Annotated in this window: 17 protein-coding genes and 2 tRNA genes; 6 read left to right on the plus strand and 13 right to left on the minus strand. The window is 70.8% G+C overall.

Annotated features, from left to right (window positions below; translation table 11 throughout):
- Positions 1 to 45 precede the first annotated feature (45 nt).
- Positions 46 to 459 carry a cyclic nucleotide-binding/CBS domain-containing protein gene (locus ACIQGQ_RS00090; protein WP_402388651.1) on the plus strand — a complete coding sequence of 138 codons (414 nt, stop codon included), beginning with the start codon at positions 46 to 48 and terminating at the stop codon, positions 457 to 459.
- Between the two features lie 72 nt (positions 460 to 531).
- Here the strand turns inward: ACIQGQ_RS00090 and ACIQGQ_RS00095 are convergent, their stop codons facing one another.
- A complete protein-coding gene (locus tag ACIQGQ_RS00095; RefSeq protein WP_402388654.1) occupies positions 532 to 1983 on the minus strand; it encodes a catalase in 1452 nt (483 codons plus the stop codon).
- A 161-nt stretch (positions 1984 to 2144) separates the two neighbouring features.
- On the opposite strand from ACIQGQ_RS00095, the gene ACIQGQ_RS00100 reads away from it, so the two are divergent.
- Entirely contained in the window at positions 2145 to 2564 is a 420-nt protein-coding gene (locus ACIQGQ_RS00100; RefSeq protein ID WP_402388656.1) for a Fur family transcriptional regulator, read from the plus strand.
- Between the two features lie 124 nt (positions 2565 to 2688).
- Here ACIQGQ_RS00100 and ACIQGQ_RS00105 read toward each other — a convergent pair.
- From ACIQGQ_RS00105 to ACIQGQ_RS00120, 4 genes are all read right to left on the minus strand, one after another.
- Positions 2689 to 2762, minus strand: a tRNA-Met gene (locus tag ACIQGQ_RS00105).
- A 105-nt stretch (positions 2763 to 2867) separates the two neighbouring features.
- Positions 2868 to 4910, minus strand: a complete 2043-nt coding sequence (locus ACIQGQ_RS00110) for a tetratricopeptide repeat protein (protein WP_402388659.1) — start codon at positions 4908 to 4910, stop codon at positions 2868 to 2870.
- A 212-nt stretch (positions 4911 to 5122) separates the two neighbouring features.
- Positions 5123 to 5196 (minus strand) — tRNA-Met (locus ACIQGQ_RS00115).
- A 51-nt stretch (positions 5197 to 5247) separates the two neighbouring features.
- Entirely contained in the window at positions 5248 to 8202 is a 2955-nt protein-coding gene (locus ACIQGQ_RS00120) for a UPF0182 family protein (protein ID WP_402390254.1), read from the minus strand.
- A 137-nt stretch (positions 8203 to 8339) separates the two neighbouring features.
- Between ACIQGQ_RS00120 and ACIQGQ_RS00125 the strand changes: the two genes are divergently transcribed.
- Positions 8340 to 8900 (plus strand): PPA1309 family protein, encoded by a 561-nt coding sequence (locus ACIQGQ_RS00125; RefSeq protein WP_402388662.1) that lies wholly within the window; start codon positions 8340 to 8342, stop codon positions 8898 to 8900.
- 26 nt (positions 8901 to 8926) lie between these two features.
- Here ACIQGQ_RS00125 and ACIQGQ_RS00130 read toward each other — a convergent pair whose 3' ends face one another.
- The 4 genes from ACIQGQ_RS00130 to ACIQGQ_RS00145 all read right to left on the minus strand — a co-directional run bounded on the left by ACIQGQ_RS00130 (position 8927) and on the right by ACIQGQ_RS00145 (position 12217).
- Positions 8927 to 10015 carry a PDZ domain-containing protein gene (locus ACIQGQ_RS00130; protein ID WP_402388664.1) on the minus strand — a complete coding sequence of 363 codons (1089 nt, stop codon included), beginning with the start codon at positions 10013 to 10015 and terminating at the stop codon, positions 8927 to 8929.
- Between the two features lie 146 nt (positions 10016 to 10161).
- Entirely contained in the window at positions 10162 to 10332 is a 171-nt protein-coding gene (locus ACIQGQ_RS00135; RefSeq protein WP_352278352.1) for a hypothetical protein, read from the minus strand.
- 163 nt (positions 10333 to 10495) lie between these two features.
- Positions 10496 to 10957: a molybdenum cofactor biosynthesis protein MoaE gene (locus ACIQGQ_RS00140; RefSeq protein WP_366293019.1), complete on the minus strand. Its 462-nt coding sequence runs from the start codon at positions 10955 to 10957 to the stop codon at positions 10496 to 10498.
- 117 nt (positions 10958 to 11074) lie between these two features.
- Positions 11075 to 12217, minus strand: coding sequence for an SDR family oxidoreductase (locus tag ACIQGQ_RS00145; protein ID WP_366293016.1), 1143 nt, complete (start codon positions 12215 to 12217; stop codon positions 11075 to 11077).
- A 192-nt stretch (positions 12218 to 12409) separates the two neighbouring features.
- Between ACIQGQ_RS00145 and ACIQGQ_RS00150 the strand changes: the two genes are divergently transcribed.
- On the plus strand, positions 12410 to 13825 hold the full coding sequence (locus ACIQGQ_RS00150; RefSeq protein WP_366293013.1) for a zinc-dependent metalloprotease: 1416 nt from the start codon (positions 12410 to 12412) through the stop codon (positions 13823 to 13825).
- Positions 13822 to 14370, plus strand: a complete 549-nt coding sequence (locus ACIQGQ_RS00155; RefSeq protein WP_402388668.1) for an NUDIX hydrolase — start codon at positions 13822 to 13824, stop codon at positions 14368 to 14370. Before ACIQGQ_RS00150 ends, ACIQGQ_RS00155 begins: the two co-directional genes overlap by 4 nt.
- A gap of 89 nt (positions 14371 to 14459) precedes the next feature.
- Here the strand turns inward: ACIQGQ_RS00155 and ACIQGQ_RS00160 are convergent, their stop codons facing one another.
- The 4 genes from ACIQGQ_RS00160 to ACIQGQ_RS00175 all read right to left on the minus strand — a co-directional run bounded on the left by ACIQGQ_RS00160 (position 14460) and on the right by ACIQGQ_RS00175 (position 18314).
- On the minus strand, positions 14460 to 15215 hold the full coding sequence (locus ACIQGQ_RS00160) for an AIM24 family protein (protein ID WP_402388671.1): 756 nt from the start codon (positions 15213 to 15215) through the stop codon (positions 14460 to 14462).
- A gap of 20 nt (positions 15216 to 15235) precedes the next feature.
- Positions 15236 to 15916 (minus strand): AIM24 family protein, encoded by a 681-nt coding sequence (locus ACIQGQ_RS00165; RefSeq protein ID WP_402388674.1) that lies wholly within the window; start codon positions 15914 to 15916, stop codon positions 15236 to 15238.
- Between the two features lie 11 nt (positions 15917 to 15927).
- On the minus strand, positions 15928 to 17583 hold the full coding sequence (locus ACIQGQ_RS00170; RefSeq protein WP_402388676.1) for a TerD family protein: 1656 nt from the start codon (positions 17581 to 17583) through the stop codon (positions 15928 to 15930).
- A 107-nt stretch (positions 17584 to 17690) separates the two neighbouring features.
- The gene (locus ACIQGQ_RS00175; protein ID WP_402388678.1) at positions 17691 to 18314 is read right to left on the minus strand and encodes a M48 family metallopeptidase; all 624 of its coding nucleotides are present in this window, start codon (positions 18312 to 18314) and stop codon (positions 17691 to 17693) included.
- Between the two features lie 247 nt (positions 18315 to 18561).
- Between ACIQGQ_RS00175 and ACIQGQ_RS00180 the strand changes: the two genes are divergently transcribed.
- Positions 18562 to 19707, plus strand: coding sequence for a ThiF family adenylyltransferase (locus tag ACIQGQ_RS00180; RefSeq protein ID WP_402388680.1), 1146 nt, complete (start codon positions 18562 to 18564; stop codon positions 19705 to 19707).
- The last annotated feature ends 18 nt before the right edge of the window (positions 19708 to 19725 follow it).

Below are 19725 nucleotides of genomic sequence, written 5' to 3' on the forward strand. Positions count from 1 at the left end.
ACGTGAATCCGCCCGCGCGGCCGTCCCCCGAGGAGGTGGCCCGCCATGCTCGTCCGTGACGCCATGAGCACACTGGTCCTCACCGTACGGTCCACCGACACGCTCCGCCGGGCCGCCCGGCTGATGTCGGAGCACCGCGTCGGGGCGGTGGCCGTCCTCGACCTGGACGGGGCCGACGAGGACGCGGCCCTCGGCATCCTCACCGAACGGGACGTCCTCCGCGCGGTCGGCGCAGGCCACGACCCGGGCACCGAGACCGCCGGCCCGCACACCACCACCGACGTGGTCTTCGCCGCGCCCGCCTGGCCCCTGGAGCGGGCCGCGGAGGCCATGACCCGCGGCGGCTTCCGCCACCTGATCGTCCTGGACGGCCGGCTGCCGGTGGGCATCGTCTCGCTCCGCGACATCCTGCGCTGCTGGGCCCCGTCCGGGCACCGCCACGCGGACCTGCGCGGCTGATCCGGCGGAACGGCCGGTGGGCCGGCCCCTCCGAGGAGGAGACCGGCCCACCGTCGACGGCAGCCGCCCGGATCAGCCGCGCAGGGCCTGGACCGCGGCCTCCAGACGCTTGCCGAAGTCGCCGTCCGCCTGGCGGAAGTTGTTGACCGCGCGCTCGGCGATGTCGTCGCGCGACACCTTGGCGATGAACCCGGCGAGGTTCTCCACCAGCCGCGCCTTCTCGTCCTCGGAGAACAGCCGGTAGAGGTTCCCGGCCTGCACGAAGTCGTTGTCCTCGGCGTGGTTCGGCGCCACGTGCGTGTGGACGTCACCGCTGACCCGGGTGGCCTCCCACAGCGGGCGGCCGGTCTCGAACGGGCCGCCGAAGCTGTTCGGCTCGTAGTTCTTCGCGCCCTTGTGACGGCCGTCGTACAGGAAGCCGTCACGGCTGTTGGTCCGCGCCTCGGTGGCGTGCGGCCGGTTCACCGGCAGGTGGTCGGCGTTGATGCCGACGCGGTAGCGGTGGGCGTCGCCGTACGCGAACAGGCGGCCCTGGAGCATCTTGTCCGGGGACGGGCCGATGCCCGGCACGAAGTGCGCGGGGCTGAAGATCGACTGCTCGACCTCGGCGAAGATGTTCTCCGGGTTGCGGTTGAGCTCCAGCTTCCCGATCTCGATCGGCGGGTAGTCCTCGTGCGGCCACACCTTGGTGAGGTCGAACGGGTTGAAGCGGTACGCGGCCGCCTCGGCCGCCGGCATGATCTGGACCTGCACCGTCCAGCTCGGGAATTCGCCGCGCTCGATGGCCTCGCGCAGATCGCGCTGGTGGCTGTCGGGGTCCTCGCCGGCGAGCTTGTTGGCCTCGGCCTGGGTGAGGTTCTTGATGCCCTGGTCGGTCTTGAAGTGGTACTTGACCCAGAAGACCTCGCCCGCCTCGTTGCTCCACTGGTACGTGTGCGAGCCGTAGCCGTTCATGTGACGGTACGAGGCCGGAATGCCGCGGTCGCCGAAGAGCCAGGTCACCTGGTGGGTCGACTCGGGCGACAGCCCCCAGAAGTCCCAGACGTTGTCCGCCTCCTGCGAGCCGGAGTACGGGTCGCGCTTCTGGGTGTGGATGAAGTCGGGGAACTTGATGGCGTCCTTGATGAAGAACACCGGGGTGTTGTTGCCGACGAGGTCGTAGTTGCCCTCCTCGGTGTAGAACTTCAGCGCGAAGCCCCGGGGGTCGCGCACCGCGTCGGCCGCGCCGAGGTTGCCCGCCACGGTCGAGAAGCGGAGGAAGGTCTCCGTCTGCTTGCCGACCTCGGAGAGGAACTTCGCCCGCGTCCACTCCGAGACGTCGCGGGTCAGCGTGAACGTGCCGTACGCACCGGCGCCGCGGGCGTGCACGATGCGCTCCGGGATGCGCTCGCGGTTGAAGTGGGCGAGCTTCTCCAGCAGCGACTGGTCCTGCACCAGAACCGGACCGCCGACGCCCGCGGTCTGGCTGTTCTGGTTGTCGGCGACCGGCGCGCCGGCCTCCGTGGTGAGCGGTCCCTGCGTCACGTGCGCCTCCTGCGTCGTTCCTGCACATTCGTCATGTCGTGCACAGCCTGTCCCTTGGCGTATGCCGCTGCCGATCCTACAATGGACAAAGTCCAAGTCAAGCGAAAGTCCAGATTCACACCCGTTCGGGACACGGTCCCTTGACTGTTAGGCTTATCCCCATGAGTGACCTGTTGGAACGACTTCGCAGCCGCGGCTGGCGCATGACCGCGCAGCGCCGCGTCGTCGCCGAGGTCCTCGACGGGGATCATGTGCACCTGACGGCCGACGAGGTCCACGCCAGGGCCGTGGCCAAGCTGCCCGAGATCTCCCGTGCCACCGTCTACAACACGCTGGGCGAGATGGTGACGCTCGGTGAGGTCATCGAGGTCTCCACGGACCGCCGGGCCAAGCGGTACGACCCGAACGCGCACCGCCCCCACCACCACCTGGTCTGCGCGAACTGCGGCACGATCCGCGACGTGCACCCGGCCGGCGACCCGCTGGCGGACCTGCCGAGCGACGAGCGCTTCGGCTTCACGGTCTCCGATGTCGAGGTGACCTACCGGGGTATCTGTCCGGGCTGCGCGGCCGCCGCCTGAATCCGTACGCGAAGGGCCCCGGCGCACATCTCCGTGCGCCGGGGCCCTTCGCGCATGCACCCGCGGAAACCGCGCACACATGCAGAAGGCCGGATCCTCGAAAGGATCCGGCCTTCTGTTTCAGTAGCGGGGACAGGATTTGAACCTGCGACCTCTGGGTTATGAGCCCAGCGAGCTACCGAGCTGCTCCACCCCGCGTCGTTGTGTTTAGAACTGTACGTCACTGCTCCGGACCAGCGCAAATCGATTCCGGCGCGGTACGGGGCGGGCGGTCCGGCGGGCGGGCAGCCCGCCGGACGCCTCCTACGCGGTCAGCTCCTGGTGCAGCGCCTCCCGCAGTCGGGCGGCGCGCTCGGCGACCTCCGCCGGGCCCAGCTCGACGGCCCGGGCGCACCAGCGCTGCCCCTCGGTGAGCTCGCCGCGGCGGGCGGCCAGCAGGGCGAGGCGGAGCGCGGCCCGGCCGTGGCCGTCGTTCGCCGCCCGGCTCCACCAGAGCGCCGCCTCCCGCTCGCCGCCCTCGCGGGCCAGCAGCAGCCCGAGGTTGAAGGCGCCGTTGCGACTGCCCGCCTCGGCGGCCGCCCGGTACCAGCGGGCGGCGCTTTCCATGTCGCCACGGGCCGCGGCGAGCATCCCGGCGCGGACCTGGGCGCGGCGGTGGCCCTGTTCGGCGGCGCGCTCGTACCACTCCTCGCACTCGGTCTTCGCGGGCATCGGCTCGCCGAGGGCGGGCGCACCGGGCGGCGGCTGCCGCGAGTCCAGCACCCCGGCCAGCCGGAAGGCCGCCTCCGCGCTGCCGCCGCCGGCCGCGCACCGCAGGTGCCGCTCCGCCTCCTGCTCCTCGCCCTGGTGCAGCAGGGCCATGCCGACCTGGAGGGCCGCCTCGGTGTGCCCGGCCGCGGCGGCGCGCTCGTACCAGACCAGCGCCGTACGGTCCTCGTCCCGCCCGGAGTACAGGATGCCGAGGTTGAACGCCGCGTCCACGCTGCCCGCCTCGGCCGCCTTGGAGAACCAGGGCTCGGCACCGGTCGCGTCGTCCGCCTGGAGCAGGAGCACGGCCAGCGCGTTGGCGGCCTCGCGGTGGCCCGCGTACGCGGCTCGGCGGTACCACTGCTCGGCCTGCGGCGTACGGTCCTGGGCGGCGCAGAGCAGGCCCAGGTTGTAGGCGCCGTTGACGTCGCCCGCGTCCATGGCGGCGCGGTACCAGCGCTCGGCGGTCTGCTGCTCCCCCCGGGCGGCGTGCAGGGCGCCGAGCGCGTTGGCCGCGTTCCCGTCGCCCTCCTGGGCGGCGCGCAGCCACCAGACGGCCGCGCTCTCCTCGTCGCCCGCGTCCCGCAGCAGGAAGCCGAGCGCGCAGGCGGCCCGCGCTTCGCCGGCCTTCGCCGAGACGAGGTACCAGCGGCCCGCCTCCTTGGGCTCACCGCGCCGTTCGAGGATGGCGCCGAGGTGCAGGGCGGCCCGCCGGTGACCGCGTGCGGCGGCCTGCCGGTACCACTGCTCGGCCTCACCCGCCCGCCCCGTCGCCGGGCCGTTCCCGGTGCGCGCGGCACCCCGGCCGGACGGGCCGGGGCCCGTACGCGGCCACCCGAAGGCGTCGTGCGGGTCGTCGGCCGGAGAGCGGTCCAGCAGCCGGGCCAGACGGTACGCGGCTTCCCGGTGCCCCTGCTCCGCCGCGGCGCGCAGCCAGCGCTCGGCCCCGACGTCGCCGCGGTGCTCCAACAGCTCGGCCAGCGCGTACGCGCCCAGCGCGTGTCCCTGCTCGGCGGACTGCCGCAGCCAGTACTCGGCGCCGGGCTCGTCGCCCCGCTCGCGGTAGTGGCGGCCCAGCGCGTGCGCGGCGGGGGCCGAGCCCGCGACGGCGGCAATGCGCCACCAGCCGGCCGCGTCGTCCACGTATCCGCGCTGGTGGAGGAGGACGCCCAGGTTGTTGGCGGCGGCCCGGTCGCCTTCGGCGGTGGCCCCGCGCAGATAGGGCTCCGCCCCGTCCAGGTCCCCCCTGCGCAACAGCAGGGCACCGAGGACGCTCATCGACGCGGTGTCCCCGGCATCGGCGGCGCGGCTGTGCCGTGCCTCGCTCTCGGCGCTCTCCGGGCTCTCGGCGCTCTCCGCACCCCCGGTCTCCTCGGTCCCCGTGTTCTCGGCGGTCGCGGCACACCCCGCAGTCTCGGCGGTCTCGGTCGCCTTGATGATCTCAGGTGCCCCGGGTGTCTCACATGTGCCGGTGGTCTCTTTGTCCCCCACGACGGGACTACCAGAAGCCGCATCCGACGCACTCTCGTCCAGATGAGCGCGTCGCCGTATAAACCGCCCTGTCTCCAACAGAGTTGCCCTGTCCCCCATAAATTCCATCGTCGCACCACCCGTACCCCGCGTACACCGGTACAACGAGGGCCGTGAGGTCACTTCAGCGTTTTGTCGACATGCCCACAGAGAGACAAGTCAAACACGTTCGGAGCCAACACGTGCCCCCCGAACCGCACTTCACTCACCCTGCACATGAAAGTCGCCATGGCACGACGAAGGCCCGGATCCTCGAAAGGATCCGGGCCTTGGTCTTTCAGTAGCGGGGACAGGATTTGAACCTGCGACCTCTGGGTTATGAGCCCAGCGAGCTACCGAGCTGCTCCACCCCGCGTCGTTGTGTTGCAACCGTACCACGACGCGAGGTGGAGCTTTACCGGGTTGCTCAGCCGCCGCTGTCGCTTCCGGCCGGTTCGTCCTTCTTCCCGTCGGAACCGCCCGAGGAGGCCGCGCCCTTCGGGGCATCGCTCTCGCTGCCCGGCTTGGGCTGGGCGGCCGCCGCACGCTGGAGCGCGTCCTGGAGGTCCGCCTGGGCCTTGCCGTAAGCGGTCCAGTCCTGCTTCTTCAGGGCCGCCTCGCCCTCCGAGTAGGCCTTCTGCGCGTCCGCGATCGCCTTCTTCAGCGCCGCGTCGCCGGTGGCCGGCGGCTCGGTGGTCTCACCCGGGGGCCGGGTTTCGCCCGGCGGCTCGGTGGTGCCGGAGTCCGTCACCCCGAAGACCGCGTTGAGCGCCTCGCCGAGGCTGTTCTCGAAGACGGTCTTCGATCCGTACGAAGCGGCGACCTTGCGCAGCAGCGGGTAGTTCTGCGTACCACCGCGCGTGTACACCGGCTCGATGTAGAGGAAGCCCCCTTCGAGCGGCACGGTCAGCAGGTTGCCGTACTCGATGTCGGAGTCGGTCCCCTTCAGGTTCCGCACGAACTCGGCGACGTCGTCGTTGCCGTTGAGCTCACTCTGTACCTGACCGGGGCCCTTCACCGTGGTGGTGACCCTGAGCAGCCTTATCGTGCCGTAGTCCTTGCTGGCCGCGTCCGCGTCCACCGCCATGAACGCCCCGAGGTCGGGCCGCCCCTTCGGGGTGAAGGTCGTCGTCAGCGAGAACTTCTGAGCCGTCTGGTCCGGCATCTTTATGCTCAGGTAGTACGGCGGGACGGCACCGGAGTCCTTGTTGGTCGGGTCGTCCGGCACCTGCCACGCGTCACTGCCGCTGTAGAACTGCGCGGGGTTGGTGACGTGGTAGCGGGTGAGCAGCTCGCGCTGGACCTTGAACAGGTCCTGCGGGTACCGCAGGTGGTCCACGAGCTCCTGCGGAATGTCCGCCCGGGACTCCACGGTCCCGGGGAACGCCTTGCGCCAGGTCTTGAGCACCGGGTCCTTGGTGTCCCACTCGTAGAGCTTGACCGTTCCGTCGTACGCGTCGACGGTGGCCTTCACCGAGTTGCGGATGTAGTTGACCTGGTTCTGCTGGGCGACCACCGCGCGCTGGTTGGTGGTCAGCGAGTCGGCCGTGGTGTCACCGAGCGTCGTACGCGAGGCGTACGGGTAGCCGTTCATCGTGGTGTACGCGTCGACGACCCACTGGATGCGGCCCTTGACCACGGCCGGGTAGGCGTCGCCGTCGATGGTCAGCCACGGGGCGACCGCCTCGACGCGCTCCTTGGGCGTGCGGTTGTAGAGGATCCGCGAGCCGTCGCCGATGGCCCCCGAGTAGAGGATCTGCGGCTCGCTGAACGAGACGGCGTACGCGGCACGGTTGAAGGCGTTGGAGAGGCTGACCCCGCTGTCGCCCTTGTAGCTGGTGGTCTTCTCACCGTCCTCCTCGTAGTCGAGCTCCTTCTGGGGCCCGCCGACGATGGAGTACTGCTCGGTCTTCTCGCCGTAGTAGATCCGCTGCTCGTACGTACCCAGATCACCCGTGGTCGGCAGACCAGACTCGGTGAAGTCCGGAGAACCCTTCGGGTTCTTGCCGGTCGTCGTGCCGCGGGCCGCGATGGCGCCGTAGCCGTGGGTGTAGGTGAAGTGGTCGTTGATCCAGTTGCGCTTGGGGATGCCGTCGAGGTTGAGCTCGCGCAGGCCGATGACCGTGTCCTGGTCCTTGCCGTCGGCGTCCTTGTAGCGGTCGACGTCCAGCGTCTTGGGGAACTGGTAGTAGTTCCTCTTCTGCTGGAGCTGCTGGAAGGCCGGGGAGACGACGTTGGGGTCCATCACGCGGTAGCTGGCGGCGTCGTTCGCGCTCGCGCGCAGCTTGGCGTCGTCCTCGGTCGTGCTCTTGCCCGAGTAGTCCTGGACCTGCGCCCGGTCGATGTCGTACGCGTCACGCGTCGCTTCGATGTTCTTCCGGATGAAGGGGGCTTCCTTGGCCTGCTCGTTCGGCTGGACCTGGAACTTCTGCACGATCGCCGGGTACAGCCCGCCGATCAGGACGGCGGAGAGCACCATCAGCCCGAAGCCGATCACCGGGAGCTGCCAGGTGCGGCGCCAGAGCGTCGCGAAGAACAGCACCGCGCAGATCGCGGCGATGCAGAACAGGATGGTCTTCGCCGGAAGGTAGGCGTTGGCGTCGACGTACCGCAGACCCGTCCAGTTGTCCGTGGCCTTGAAGTCGCTGGACTTCACGGCCAGGCCGTACCGGTCGAGCCAGTAGGCCACGGCCTTCAGCGAGACGAAGACACCGAGCAGCACCGACAGATGGCCGGTGGCCGCGCCGGTCGCCCGCGCGCCGGGGCTGGTGACGCGGAGCCCGCCGTACAGGTAGTGGGTCATCGCGGCGGCGATCAGCGAGAGCACCGTGGCCGCGAAGCCGAAGCCGAGCAGGAAGCGGTACCAGGGCAGATCGAAGGCGTAGAAGGACACGTCCAGGTGGAACTGGGGGTCCTTCTGCCCGAACGCCACCCCGTTCACGTACATCAGCCAGGTACGCCACTGACCGGAGGCGGATGCTCCGGCGATCAGGCCGACGAGCGCGGTGATCGCGAGCAGCACCCACTTCTTGTGCGGGGCGAGGCTCATGCGGTAGCGGTCCAGGCTCTGCTGCTCCAGCGACATCGCGCTCAGCGGCGGCCGGAGCCGGTGCGCGAGCCAGATGTTCAGACCGACGGCGAAGGCCATCAGCAGTCCGAAGACGAGGAACAGCCCGATCTTGGTCCACAGAGTGGTGGTGAAGACGGACGAATAATCGACCGACCGGTACCACAACCAGTCCGTCCAGAACCCGGCGAACATGACGAACGCCATGGCGAGAACCGCCAGGACGCCCAGTGTCATGAGCAGGGTACGGGCACGCCGGGACGGGCGGCCGACTCTGATCCGTGGCCCGGTGGGGCCTCCGCCGCGGTCCGGCATCTGGAAAGCCAAGGTGCGCACCTCGAAGTTCGCGGGTCGTTGTGAAGCGGGCCCAGCGATCGTAGAGCCCGCCTGTTCAACTTACTGACGCTTTACCTAGTTCCCGTTTCCGGGGGCGAAGGAGGCAGGATATTGCCATGTCCAACGTTTCCCCCTCAGGCCCTCCGATGGCCGCGAGCCCGCTCACCGTGGCCGTGCTCGAAATCGACGAGTACATTTCCAGCCTCGGCTGGGACCAGCCGGCCCGGCTCTTCGCCCTGGTCGACACCGCCCGGCTGCGCCGCCAGGAGCCGGCCCTGGCAACCCAGCTCGGTCTGGACGGCGCCGAGGCGCCGGCCTCCGCACTGACCCCCGTCGAGCAGGACGAGCTGCCTCCGGGCACCGCCCTGGACGAGTTCCTCGCCACGATCGCCTGGCCGGACGCGGTGACGGGCTGCGCCATGTCGGTGGAGCGGCTGATGCTGCCGCCGTCCGCCGAGGCCACCGTGCCCGAGGGGCTCAGCGACGCCCAGCTCACCAAGTGGGTGGCCAAGCACCCGGAGCGCCAGGAGGTGCGGATGACCGTGGCGGTCCTCCGGGACGGCACCCGTGAGTCGGCCGTACGGCTGCGCGCGAAGGACACCCCGAGCGAGGTGCGGACCGGCGCCGGGCTGGTGCCCGGACTGGCCGACGCGCTGGCGGCGACCTTCGAGTCCTGACCCGTCACGCCCGCAGGGGGGCGCGGTCAGCCCGCCGAGCAGCTCGGCAGCCCGGCCGTGTCCCCCACCCGGATCTTCTCCAGCGACTTCTTCGCGTCGCCGATCGTCTTCACCTTCACCAGCGTGAGCCCGCTCGGGGTGTCCGAGGCGGCGGCCGCGCAGTTCTCCGCCGGGGTCAGGAAGTACTCCGCACCGGCGTCGCGCGCGCCGACCAGCTTCATCGTGATGCCGCCGATCGGGCCCACCTTGCCCTTGTCGTCCATCGTGCCGGTGCCCGCGACGAACTTGCCGCCGGTGAGATCGCCGGGCGTGAGCTTGTCGATGATGCCGAGCGAGAACATCAGACCGGCGCTCGGGCCGCCGACATCGGCGAGCTTGATGTCGATCCGGAACGGGAAGGTGTGGTCCGTCCCGGCCTGGATGCCGACGATCGCACGGTCCTCCTTGGGTGCCTTCACGGTCGTGATGACGACCTCCCGGCTGCCCTGGGGCTCCTTGCCCGCCTTCTCCGCCTCCTGGGCCGTACGCGCCGGGACGACGGTGAACGTGACCTTCTCGCCGGGATCGTTGCGGGTGACGAGCTTCGCGACGTCCTCGGGCCGCTTCACGGCCTCGCCGTCCACCTGCTTGATCACATCGCCGGCGTGCAGCTTCCCCTGGGCGGGGCTGCCCTTGACGACCGTGGAGACCACGACGCGCGACTTCACGGGAATGCCCAGTTCGTCGAGGGCGGCGACCTTGGCGCTCTCCTGGGACTGGCTGAACTCCTCGGCGTTCTCCTGCGTCGACTGCTGCTCGGTCTTGCCGTCCGGGTACAGGGTGTCGTGCGGCACGACCAGGCTGTCGTGCCCCAGCCAGCCGTAGACGGCCTCGACGACATTCATCCGGTAGTCGGCACCGGTGACCCTGACCGTCGTCATGTTGAGATGACCGGAGGTCGGATACGTCTTGTGCCCGGAGATCTGCAGGACCGGTTCGCCGCCCGCCTTGCCGAGGGTGTTCACGGTCGGGCCCGGGGACATCTCCGAGTACGGGACCTTGACCACCACGCCGACGCAGAGCAGCGCGATGAGGATCAGCGTGGAGGCGAGCAGCGTCGCGGTGCGGCGTGGCATGGAACGACAGTACGGGAAGGGTCTGTCAGTGCACTGTCGGGGCCGGTCCGTACGGACGGGGTACCGGGCGGGAGCGCCCCGGCGGCCGGAGCCGGTTCAGGGGCAGGCCGCAGCGCGGATTGGCGACCGCATACGCTCGGGGCCGTTCAGACGACGTCGGAACCGGAACGCGACTTCTCCATCGCTTCACGGAACCGGGCATAGCCGACGAGCTCCGAGGCATCGCCGGTGGTTCGATTTCGAGCGGCCCAGCTACTCCATATCGCAGAGCCGAGCGCAGCGAAAAGCGGAATCATCAACCAGGCAAGCGCTGCCATTACGACCTCCCTACCCGTGAGCGACCGCAACTGACCGATCAGCAGATTAACCGTCCGGTGAATCAACGCTCACGGCAGGGCCCGGGTTACGCAAATCGGGCCGCCCGGATGGCTCTCCGGCCGGGACGTGTCCGCCCCTGGCCCTTCGGACACGCCCCGGCGCTCAGCAGGCGCCGACCCATTCCTCGGTGCCGTCCGAGAAACGCTGGTGCTTCCAGATCGGGACCTCGTGCTTGAGGTCGTCGATGAGTCTGCGGCTGGCCGCGAACGCCTCGGCGCGGTGCGGGCAGGAGACTGCGACGATGACGGCGAGATCGCCCACCTGGAGGTCACCCACCCGGTGGACCGCCGCCAGTGCCCGGACCGGGAAGTCCGCGGCGACCTTCTCGGCCACCCGGCGCATCTCGTCCTGTGCCGAGGGGTGGCAGGAGTAGCCGAGCCCGCCGACGTCCTGGCCGCCGTCGTGGTTGCGCACCGTACCGACAAAGAGCGCCGTGCCGCCCGCCGCGTCGTCCCCGACGGCCCGGAAGACCTCGTCGACGGAGAGGGGGGTGTCACGGATCTCCAGCAGCCGGACGGGGTCGTCCGCCGCCCGCTCGCCGGGATGGTGGTTGGTGGGTGCCATGGGGCCCATGGTGCCGCACCGCGGCGCCGGGGCGGAATTGCGGATTTCACCGGCGGGCCGCCCCCGGCCTTGGAGCCTCCTACAGAAGGCCCTTGTCGGGGCGCGGCCGCGCCGCCCTCAGATCCGGCGGCGGGCCTTGCGGGCCCGGCGCACCAGGGCGGCGGTGCCGAGCAGTGCCACGGTCGCCCCGGCGGCACCGGCCGCGGTGGCGTCCTTGCGGCCGAGACGCCGCCCGGCGACGGTGTGCCGCCCCTCGACCTCCTCCAGGAGCGCGGCGAGCACCTCCTCGTTGGTCCAGCCCGGACGCCAGCCCACGTCGTGGAGCCGGCTCACGCTGACCACCCAGGGATGCATCGTGTACGCCAGGTCACCGGCCGGGGAGGGGGTGAGGCCGATCCGGTGCAGCCGGGCGGCGGCGCCCAGGGCCACTGCGGAGGGCAGCTCCATCCGCCGGACGCCGCTGAGCTCCTCCACCTCCTCCTGTTCCAGCCAGCCGTCGCAGCCGACCGCGAACTCCCCGTCGATCTTCTCCAGCGCGGCGTACTCCAGGGCCGTGACCAGGTCCTCGACATGGCAGAACTGCCAGGTCGGGCGGGATCCGGCGACGACCAGGAGACGCGGTGACTCGAAGTAACGGGTCAGCGCGGTGTCCGTACCGCCCACCAGGACCGTGGGGCGGACCACGGTCACATTGAGTCCGGGGTGGGCGCGGGGCGCGCGGCGGCCGAGCCGTTCGATCTCCAGCAGGTCGCCGACACCGGTGGCCTCCGCCGTGGCCCGCAGTTCGGCGTCCTCGGAGAGCGGGATGTCGTTGTCGGGCAGGGCCCCGTAGACCATCGCCGAGGTGCACAGCACGACCCGGTGCACACCGACGGCGGCGGCCGCGGTCAGCACGGTCTGGGTGCCGCGCACGTTGTACGCGGTACGGGCGGCCGGATCGGTCTCCAGGTCGAGATCGAGCGCGAGGTGCACCACGACGTCCGCGCCGCGCAGCTTCTCCGCGATGGCGGGATCGCGCACGTCGAGGATGTGCCAGGTCGCCTCCGAGACCTCGCCGCGTCGCTCGTCGATGGCGATGACCTGCTTGATCTCCTCGGACGCCGCGAGGCGCGCGGTGAGCAGTTCGCCCACGCCGCCGGCGGCCCCGGTGACCGCGACCACGGGGCCACGGTTCCTGGAGCGGCTCTTTTCCGGTTTGTTCTCGGTCGAGGGAGCGGACAGGTTTCGCGCTGCGCGAACCTGAGGATCTGGGGAACTCACCAGGCATCTCCAGCGGTTGTCTTCAGTACGTACCCGAATGACGCGTGCGTACCAGGTGGCGTCCATCCTGCCGCAGGCCGGGAGCCGGCGGAGCACTGAGGCCCTGCGGGGGCTTTTGGTGTCTACGCTGGATGGTGATGTCGGGCAGTCGCCGTCGGTTCGAGCCGGCGGCCCTACGAGCCGAGGAAACCCGTGAGTGACACCCCATTCGGATTCGGCCTTCCGCCGGAGGAGCCGGACAACGGCGACGAGGGCAAGAAGAAGGACCCCACCGGAGGTGGGCAGGGCTCGGGCGGGCCGGCGAACCCGTTCGGCTTCGGGCCGGGCGCGGGCGGGGACAACCCGTTCGCGGCGATGTTCGGCTCGATGAACCCCAACGACCTGGGCGCCGCCTTCCAGCAGCTCGGCCAGATGCTGAGCTACGAGGGCGGCCCGGTGAACTGGGACATGGCCAAGCAGATCGCCCGCCAGACGGTCTCGCAGGGCACGCCGGACGGCACGAAGGACGCCAGCGTCGGCGCCTCGGAGCGGTCCGCGGTCGATGAGGCGCTGCGCCTGGCCGACCTCTGGCTGGACGGGGTGACGTCGCTGCCCTCCGGTTCGGTCTCGACGGTGGCGTGGAGCCGCGCGGAGTGGGTCGAGGCCTCCCTGCCCGCCTGGCAGAAGCTGGTCGACCCGGTGGCGGAGCGCGTCGGCCTCGCCATGGGCGACGTGCTGCCCGAGGAGATGCAGGCGATGGCCGGCCCGCTGATCGGCATGATGCGGTCGATGGGCGGCGCCATGTTCGGCCAGCAGATCGGGCAGGCCGTCGGCGTGCTCGCCGGTGAGGTGGTCGGGTCGACCGACATCGGTCTGCCGCTGGGCCCGGCGGGCAAGGCGGCGCTGCTGCCGCTGAACGTGGAACGGTTCGGCAAGGACCTCAGCGTGCCGCAGGAGGAGGTGCGGCTGTACCTGGCACTGCGCGAGGCGGCCCACCAGCGCCTCTTCGCCCACGTCCCGTGGCTGCGGTCGCACCTGTTCGGCGCCGTCGAGGGCTACGCGCGCGGCATCAAGGTCGACACCAGCAAGCTGGAGGACGTGGTCGGCCAGTTCGACCCGTCGCAGCCCGAACAGCTTCAGGACGCCCTCCAGCAGGGCATGTTCCAGCCGGAGGACACGCCGGAGCAGAAGGCCGCCCTGGCCCGTCTGGAGACGGCGCTCGCGCTGGTCGAGGGCTGGGTGGACGCCGTGGTGCACGAGGCCGCGAAGTCCCGTCTGACCTCGGCGGACGCGCTGCGCGAGACGATGCGCAGGCGCCGTGCCTCCGGTGGTCCCGCCGAGCAGACCTTCGCGACGCTCATCGGTCTGCAGCTGCGCCCGAGGCGGCTGCGGGACGCGTCCCGGCTGTGGGCCTCCCTCACCGACGCGCGCGGTCTCGACGGCCGCGACGCCCTGTGGGAGCACCCCGACATGCTGCCGACCGCCCAGGACCTGGACGACCCGGACGGTTTCGTACACCACGAGCAGCTGGACTTCTCCGAGCTGGACAAGATGCTCGGCGAGGCGGCGAAGGACCCGGGCAAGCCCGAGGCGGACGGCGAGGATGGCAAGGACGACACCGGCCGGTGAACCTCCACGACGACGCCACCCTCGTACTGAAGGCGTACGGCAGCCCGGCGGATCCGGCGCAGGAGGGGCTGCGCCAGGTCTACCTCGACCACCTGGCGCACCACCCCGACGGCATGTGGAAGTCCTGCGGGGCGGGCCATCTCACGGCCAGCGCGCTGGTCGTCGACCCGGAGCACGGCCGGGTGCTGCTCACCCTCCACCGCAAGCTGCGGATGTGGCTGCAGATGGGCGGGCACTGCGAACCGCAGGACGCCTCGCTCGCCGCAGCGGCGCTCCGGGAGGCCACCGAGGAGTCCGGCATCCCCGGCCTGACCCTGCTCGGGGACAGCCCGGTCACGCTGGACCGCCACCCGATCCCCGCGCCCTGCCACTGGCATCTGGACGTGCAGTACGCGGCGCTGGCCCCCGCCGGCTCCACCGAGCGGATCAGCGACGAATCGCTGGACCTGCGCTGGTTCGCGTACGACGAGGTCGCCTCGGTGGCCGACGCCTCCGTCGTACGGCTGCTGGAGCGCACTCGCGCCACGCTGGCGGAACGCCGGTAGCGGCACCGGGCTTCGCGACCACGGCCGAGGGGCGGTCCCCGCGCGGGAACTGCCCCTCGGCCGTGGTGCGCGTGCCGGCGACCGGTGGCTCAGTTCCAGGCGTTGTTCTGGTTCTGGCCGTGGGCGCCCTGCTGCCCCATGCCGTACTGGGCCCGGATGCCCTGGCCGATGTCATGACTCTGCGGAGGCAGCACCTCGCTCGGCTGGACCAGGGCGAAACCCTGGCCGAGGAAGCTGAGTTCCCAGCCCTCGCCGGTGCTGCCGCGCCTGCGCCAGACGCCCGAGGAATGGGTCTGGGCCTGCATCTGCACCCGCAGCGAGCTGGACCAGGCGACGATCGCGTCGGCGTCGGCATTGACGTACTTGTCCGGCGTGACCTGCATCATCAGCGGCTGGCCCGAGGTCATCAGCGCGACCTTGCCGGTGCCGGAGATGTTGAGCTGGTACTTCCCGGTGCCCGAGATGCCGTACTGGCTGTCCACCGCGATGACCTCGGTGTGCAGCGCGGAGTCCAGAGCCAGGACGTAGGCACTGTCCACGGTGATGCCGTCGTGGTCGACGTCCACGACATGGATGTGCTGCGCCAGGTTGGCGAAGAAGACGGTGCCCTGGCCGGAGCACCGCATCAGTTCGAGGCCCTCGCCGGTGTGCGCGCGGGCATGACGCTGCCCCTGCGACTGGTATTCGCCGTCGAACTCCATCAGGCCCTGGTACGCGACCATGGCGCCCTTGCGGGCGAGGACGTCGTCGTGGCCGTTCAGCGAGACCCGCAGGAGCTGCGGGTTCTGGACGGTGTACCGCTCCTGGGACTGTTGCTCGGTGTGGCTGAAAAGCGGACTCTGCATGGTGTGTTTTCCCTCCCCCGTCAGTTCCGGATCCGCAGGCGGTCGGTACTGTCCTCGCTCGGCTGGACGACGACGATGCCCTGGCCGGAGAACGCCATCTGGTACGCCTCGCCGCTGCCCCGCCCGATGAGCGAGGACGCCTTGAAGCTGCGCTTCCCCTTCACCTTGAGGTTCGGGGACCAGGCCACGAGCGCGTCCGGGTCGACGTAGGTCTCGTCCTCGCCGCGTCCGCAGTCGACGACGATGGGCGTGCCGCGCGAGGTGATCGCGACCCAGCCGGTGCCGGAGATGCAGACGTTCCACAGTCCCTGCCCGGCGAACTTGGCAAGGCCCTTGACCCGCTCGACGCCCCAGGTGAGATGGGCGTCGAAGGCGAGGACATTGGTCCCGTTGACCGAGAGGGACTCGTTGTTGAGGTTGATGACGACCACGTCGGCGCCGTAGTCGGCGAGGTAGAGCAGACCGTCGCCGGAGCACTTCATGATCGGCGTGCTCTCACCGGTGAGCCACTGGGAGGCGATCTGCCGGACGGCGGGCGGGTTCGGCTCGTACTGGACGAAGCCCTCGTAGGCGACCATCGAGCCGGTACGCGCGTAAAGGTCCTGGCCGGTGGCCATGGCGACCTTGAGCATCGTGTGGCCGTGGTTCTCCATCCGGGCGGTGACCGGGGTCGGGGCGTAGCCCGCGAGCTGCTGGTTCATGACGGGCTCCCTCAGACCTCGTAGGGCTGGACGACGATGAAGTTGCCGGGGGCGCCCCGGAACTGGAGGTTCACGGTCTCCCCGCTGTGCCCGGGGTACGCGTTGCGGCGCAGCCGGACCTGGCTGGAGATGATCACCTGGGACCCGGAGGACCAGGCCACGACGGCGTTGCAGTCCGCGAAGGTGGTCGGCGTGACCGGCAGCACGACGGGGGTGCCGTGGGTCTTGACGACGACCGTGCCGGTGCCCTGGAACTGCATGGTGAACAGGGCACCGCCGGGGATGCCGTGGCCGTCGATCCTGCGGACCTCGTACTGAAGGGTCTCGTCGAAGGCGAGGACGTTCTCCGCCGAGACGCAGATCCCGTCGCCCTGGAGCTCGATGGGGTGCAGGTGGGAGCCCTCCTCGGCGAGGAAGACCTGGCCGCGGCCGGTGCAGCGCATCAGCTGCATCTCCTGGCCGGTGGCATTGCCGACGATGCGGCCGGCGAAACCGGCGCCCTTGTAGCCGAAGTCGACCTTGCCCTGGTACATCACCATGCTGCCCTGGCGGGCGAGCACGGGCGTGCCGCCCTTGTCGAGGTCGACCCGCATGAGCTGCTGGTTCTGCGAGGTCCAGCGCTGGCCGTTGTCCGTCTCCTTGTAGAGCTGAAGAGCTGCCTGGAGACCGGCACCGGCCTGCGGCACCCCCTGGGGAACGCCGTGCGGAACACCGGGAGGCTGCATCCCGGGAGGCTGCTGACCGAACGGGACCGCGGGCGGCTGGCCATAGGGCCCGGGGGGCTGCTGACCGTACGGGGCCGCGGGCGGCGCCTGACCGGGAACCTGCCCGAACTGCGGCTGCGGCGGCTGCCCGTAGGGCGCGGCGGGCGGGGGCGGGGGCGGCACCGGGCCGCCGTGCGGTGCCAGTGGTGCCACCATCGTCGGCGCGGCATGCATCTGCTGTGGTGTCACGGGGGCCGGGGCCGGCGGCGGCGCGGCGGGAGGCTGCGCGGCAGGGGCGCCGAAGGACGGGGCGGGGGGCGGTGCCGGTGCTGCGGGCGCGCCGAAGGACGGGGCCGGGGGCGGCGCGGACGCCTGGGCGGGCGGGGCGAACGCCGGGGGTGCGGCCGCCTCCGGCTGGGGCGCGGCGGGCTCCTCCTCGGCGACCTCGCCGCCGAAATTCTTCAGCAGTGCTTCGAGACCGCCGTCGAAGCCCTGGCCGACCGCGGCGAAGCGCCAGACGTCCTTCAGGTAGAAGTCGCCCAGCATCACCGCGCGCTCGGTGCTGAATTCCGAGCCGGTGAAGGCGTACCTGACGACCTCCTCGCCACCCGCGACGACCCGGATGTAACCCGGGCCGACCTGGGACATCTGCCCGGCCCCGTCGATCGTCGCGGTGAAGGACAGCTTGTGGATGTGTGCCGGGACGCGGTCCAGGGTGACGCGGAACGACTCGGTGTCACCGGCCTGCGGGCCGAGGAGCTGGATGGACTCCTCCGGCGATTTGGGCTGGTTGAAGAAGACGAAATAGCGGTCGTCGGAGAGCTGCTCGTTGGCGTCGAGACCGAAGCAGCTGATGTCGAAGGTCAGTCCCTGGCCGGCGATCTGCACGCCTACGTACAGGTCCGTCCCCGCTGTGAGGTCGCTGATCCTGGCCTTGTGGCCGCGTTGGAATTCCCTGGCCATACGTAACGACCGTCCCCCATCCCGAAGGTGAATGCGTCGCGCCAGGCTAACCGCAAACTCCGACATCGACCCAAGCCGGTGCAGACCCGGTACAGAATCGGCGCTGGTCACTCACCTCGTGCGGAGGGAAGGCGCGGCAACCGGTCGGCGGCGACCACGCCCTCCAGATATCCGCGCGCCCGTTCGGTACGGGGATACCCCTCCAGCAGCCGCCAGAAATCCGGGCCGTGCCCGGGGACGAGCAGGTGCGCCAGCTCGTGGAGGAGCACGTAGTCGACGACGTACTCGGGCATGCCCTGCAGCCGGTGCGAGAGGCGGATGCTGCCCTCCGCCGGGGTGCAGGAGCCCCATCGGCTGTTCTGGTTGGTGACCCAGCGCACCGAGGCCGGTCTGGCCCGGCCCTGGAAGTACTGGGCGGACAGCCGCTCGGCGCGCTCGGCCAGCTCGCTGTCGCCGAAGACTTTCTTGCTCTCCTGCGCCGCGAGCTTGTCGAGCATCACGCCTACCCAGCGCCGCTCCTCGGCCTCCGACATCCGGGCCGGGATGAGCACGATGGTGCGGTCGCCCTCCCGGTAGGCGGAGACCGTTCTACGGCGGCGGTTGCTCCTGCGGACCTCGACGGCGCTCGCCACCGGGGCGCGGGGCGGACGGCCCTCCGCACCTTGCTGCTGGGTTCCGGCACGGCGCGCGGGAGTCTCCCCGGCGATTCCGGGTGACGGGTCGGCGGGCACGCCACGACGTTACCCGGTGCCGGTGGGAGAAATCCCGGCTCCGGATGGTTCGGGCTCGATCCGTTCCCTTCTCCCACCATTTGAATGACTAATACCCCATGCCTGTGGATAACTTTCCGCACGTTTCGGCCCCTGCATGCATTCTGGCAACGGGTCCGGCGAGGATCCGGGTCCCGGCCCATGCGCGGGACCACGCGGGGAGCAGCACCGAGGGACACAGAGCAGACCGGGGGCAGCCATGTATCCGATGTATCCGATGTTGAAGCCCGCACTGCGCCGCGCCTGGCGCAGCGCGGGAACCGTGCAGTTCGGGGTGACGCACGCCCATGCGGTGAAGTTCGGTCCGCTGGACATCACCACGGGCAGTTTCCTGGAGATGCTCGACGGTACGCGTGGGCTGCCGCTGCTGTACGAGGAGGCCCGCACGCTCGGGCTGACCGAGGCCCATGTGGACACACTGGTGGGACGGTTGCTGGACGCCGGGCTGATCGACGACGTACGGGCCGCCGGTCCGGAGGCCGATGTGCTGCGCAACCGGCCCGGTGCGCTGGAGCGGCACCGCCCCGACCTCGCCTCGCTCTCCGTCGTGCATCCCGAACCGGGCGGCGGGATGAGGCGGTTGGCGGCCCGGCGGGCGATGCGGGTCCAGGTGCGGGGAGCGGGCCGGGTGGGGGCCGCGATCGCGGCGGTGCTGTCCGGGTCCGGGGTGGGCCGGGTGGAGGTGCTCGACGGCGGGCACACCGAGCCGTCCGACGTCTCGCCCGGCGGACTTCCGGCGACAGCTGTCGGGGAGCGCAGGGACACCGCTGCCCGGCAGTTGGTCCGCAGGTCCGCGCCGGGTACGGCGCCCCGGGCCGCGGAGACGGCGGGGCCGCCCGGCGGCGGCGAGCCGGGGCTGTCCCTGATCGTGGTGGCCCCGCGCGACGGCTTCTCGGTGTACGTCCCCGACCCCAGGTCGGCCGAGCCCTGGATCGCTTCGGGTACGCCGCATCTCTATGCCGGGGTGCTGGAGTCGACGGGGATCGTCGGGCCGCTGGTGCTGCCGGGCGGCACGGCCTGCGCGCAATGCAGGGCGTTGGAGCGCGCGGCCCGGGATCCCGACTGGACCAGGATGCTGTCGCAGTGGCGGTCCGGCCGGCGGACAGCGGTACAGGCCTGCGACCTGGGCCTGGCGACGGCGGTGGCCGGGCTGGCGGCCGCGCACGCGCTGTCCTTCCTGGACGGCGATCTGCCCGCGAGCACGGGAACCTGTTGGGAGGCGGCACTGCCGCTGCTGGAATGGCGTCCCGAGCGGTGGTCACCGCGCCTCGACTGTTCCTGCGGGGCGGCCGGGCACATTGAGGAGGATCGCTCCTCCGATAGCGAGGTACGGCAGGACACAATGGCCGGGTAGCCGCCGCGCGCGGTACGG

The sequence above is a fragment of the Streptomyces sp. NPDC092952 genome, assembly GCF_044754785.1.
Taxonomy (GTDB): Bacteria; Actinomycetota; Actinomycetes; order Streptomycetales; family Streptomycetaceae; genus Streptomyces.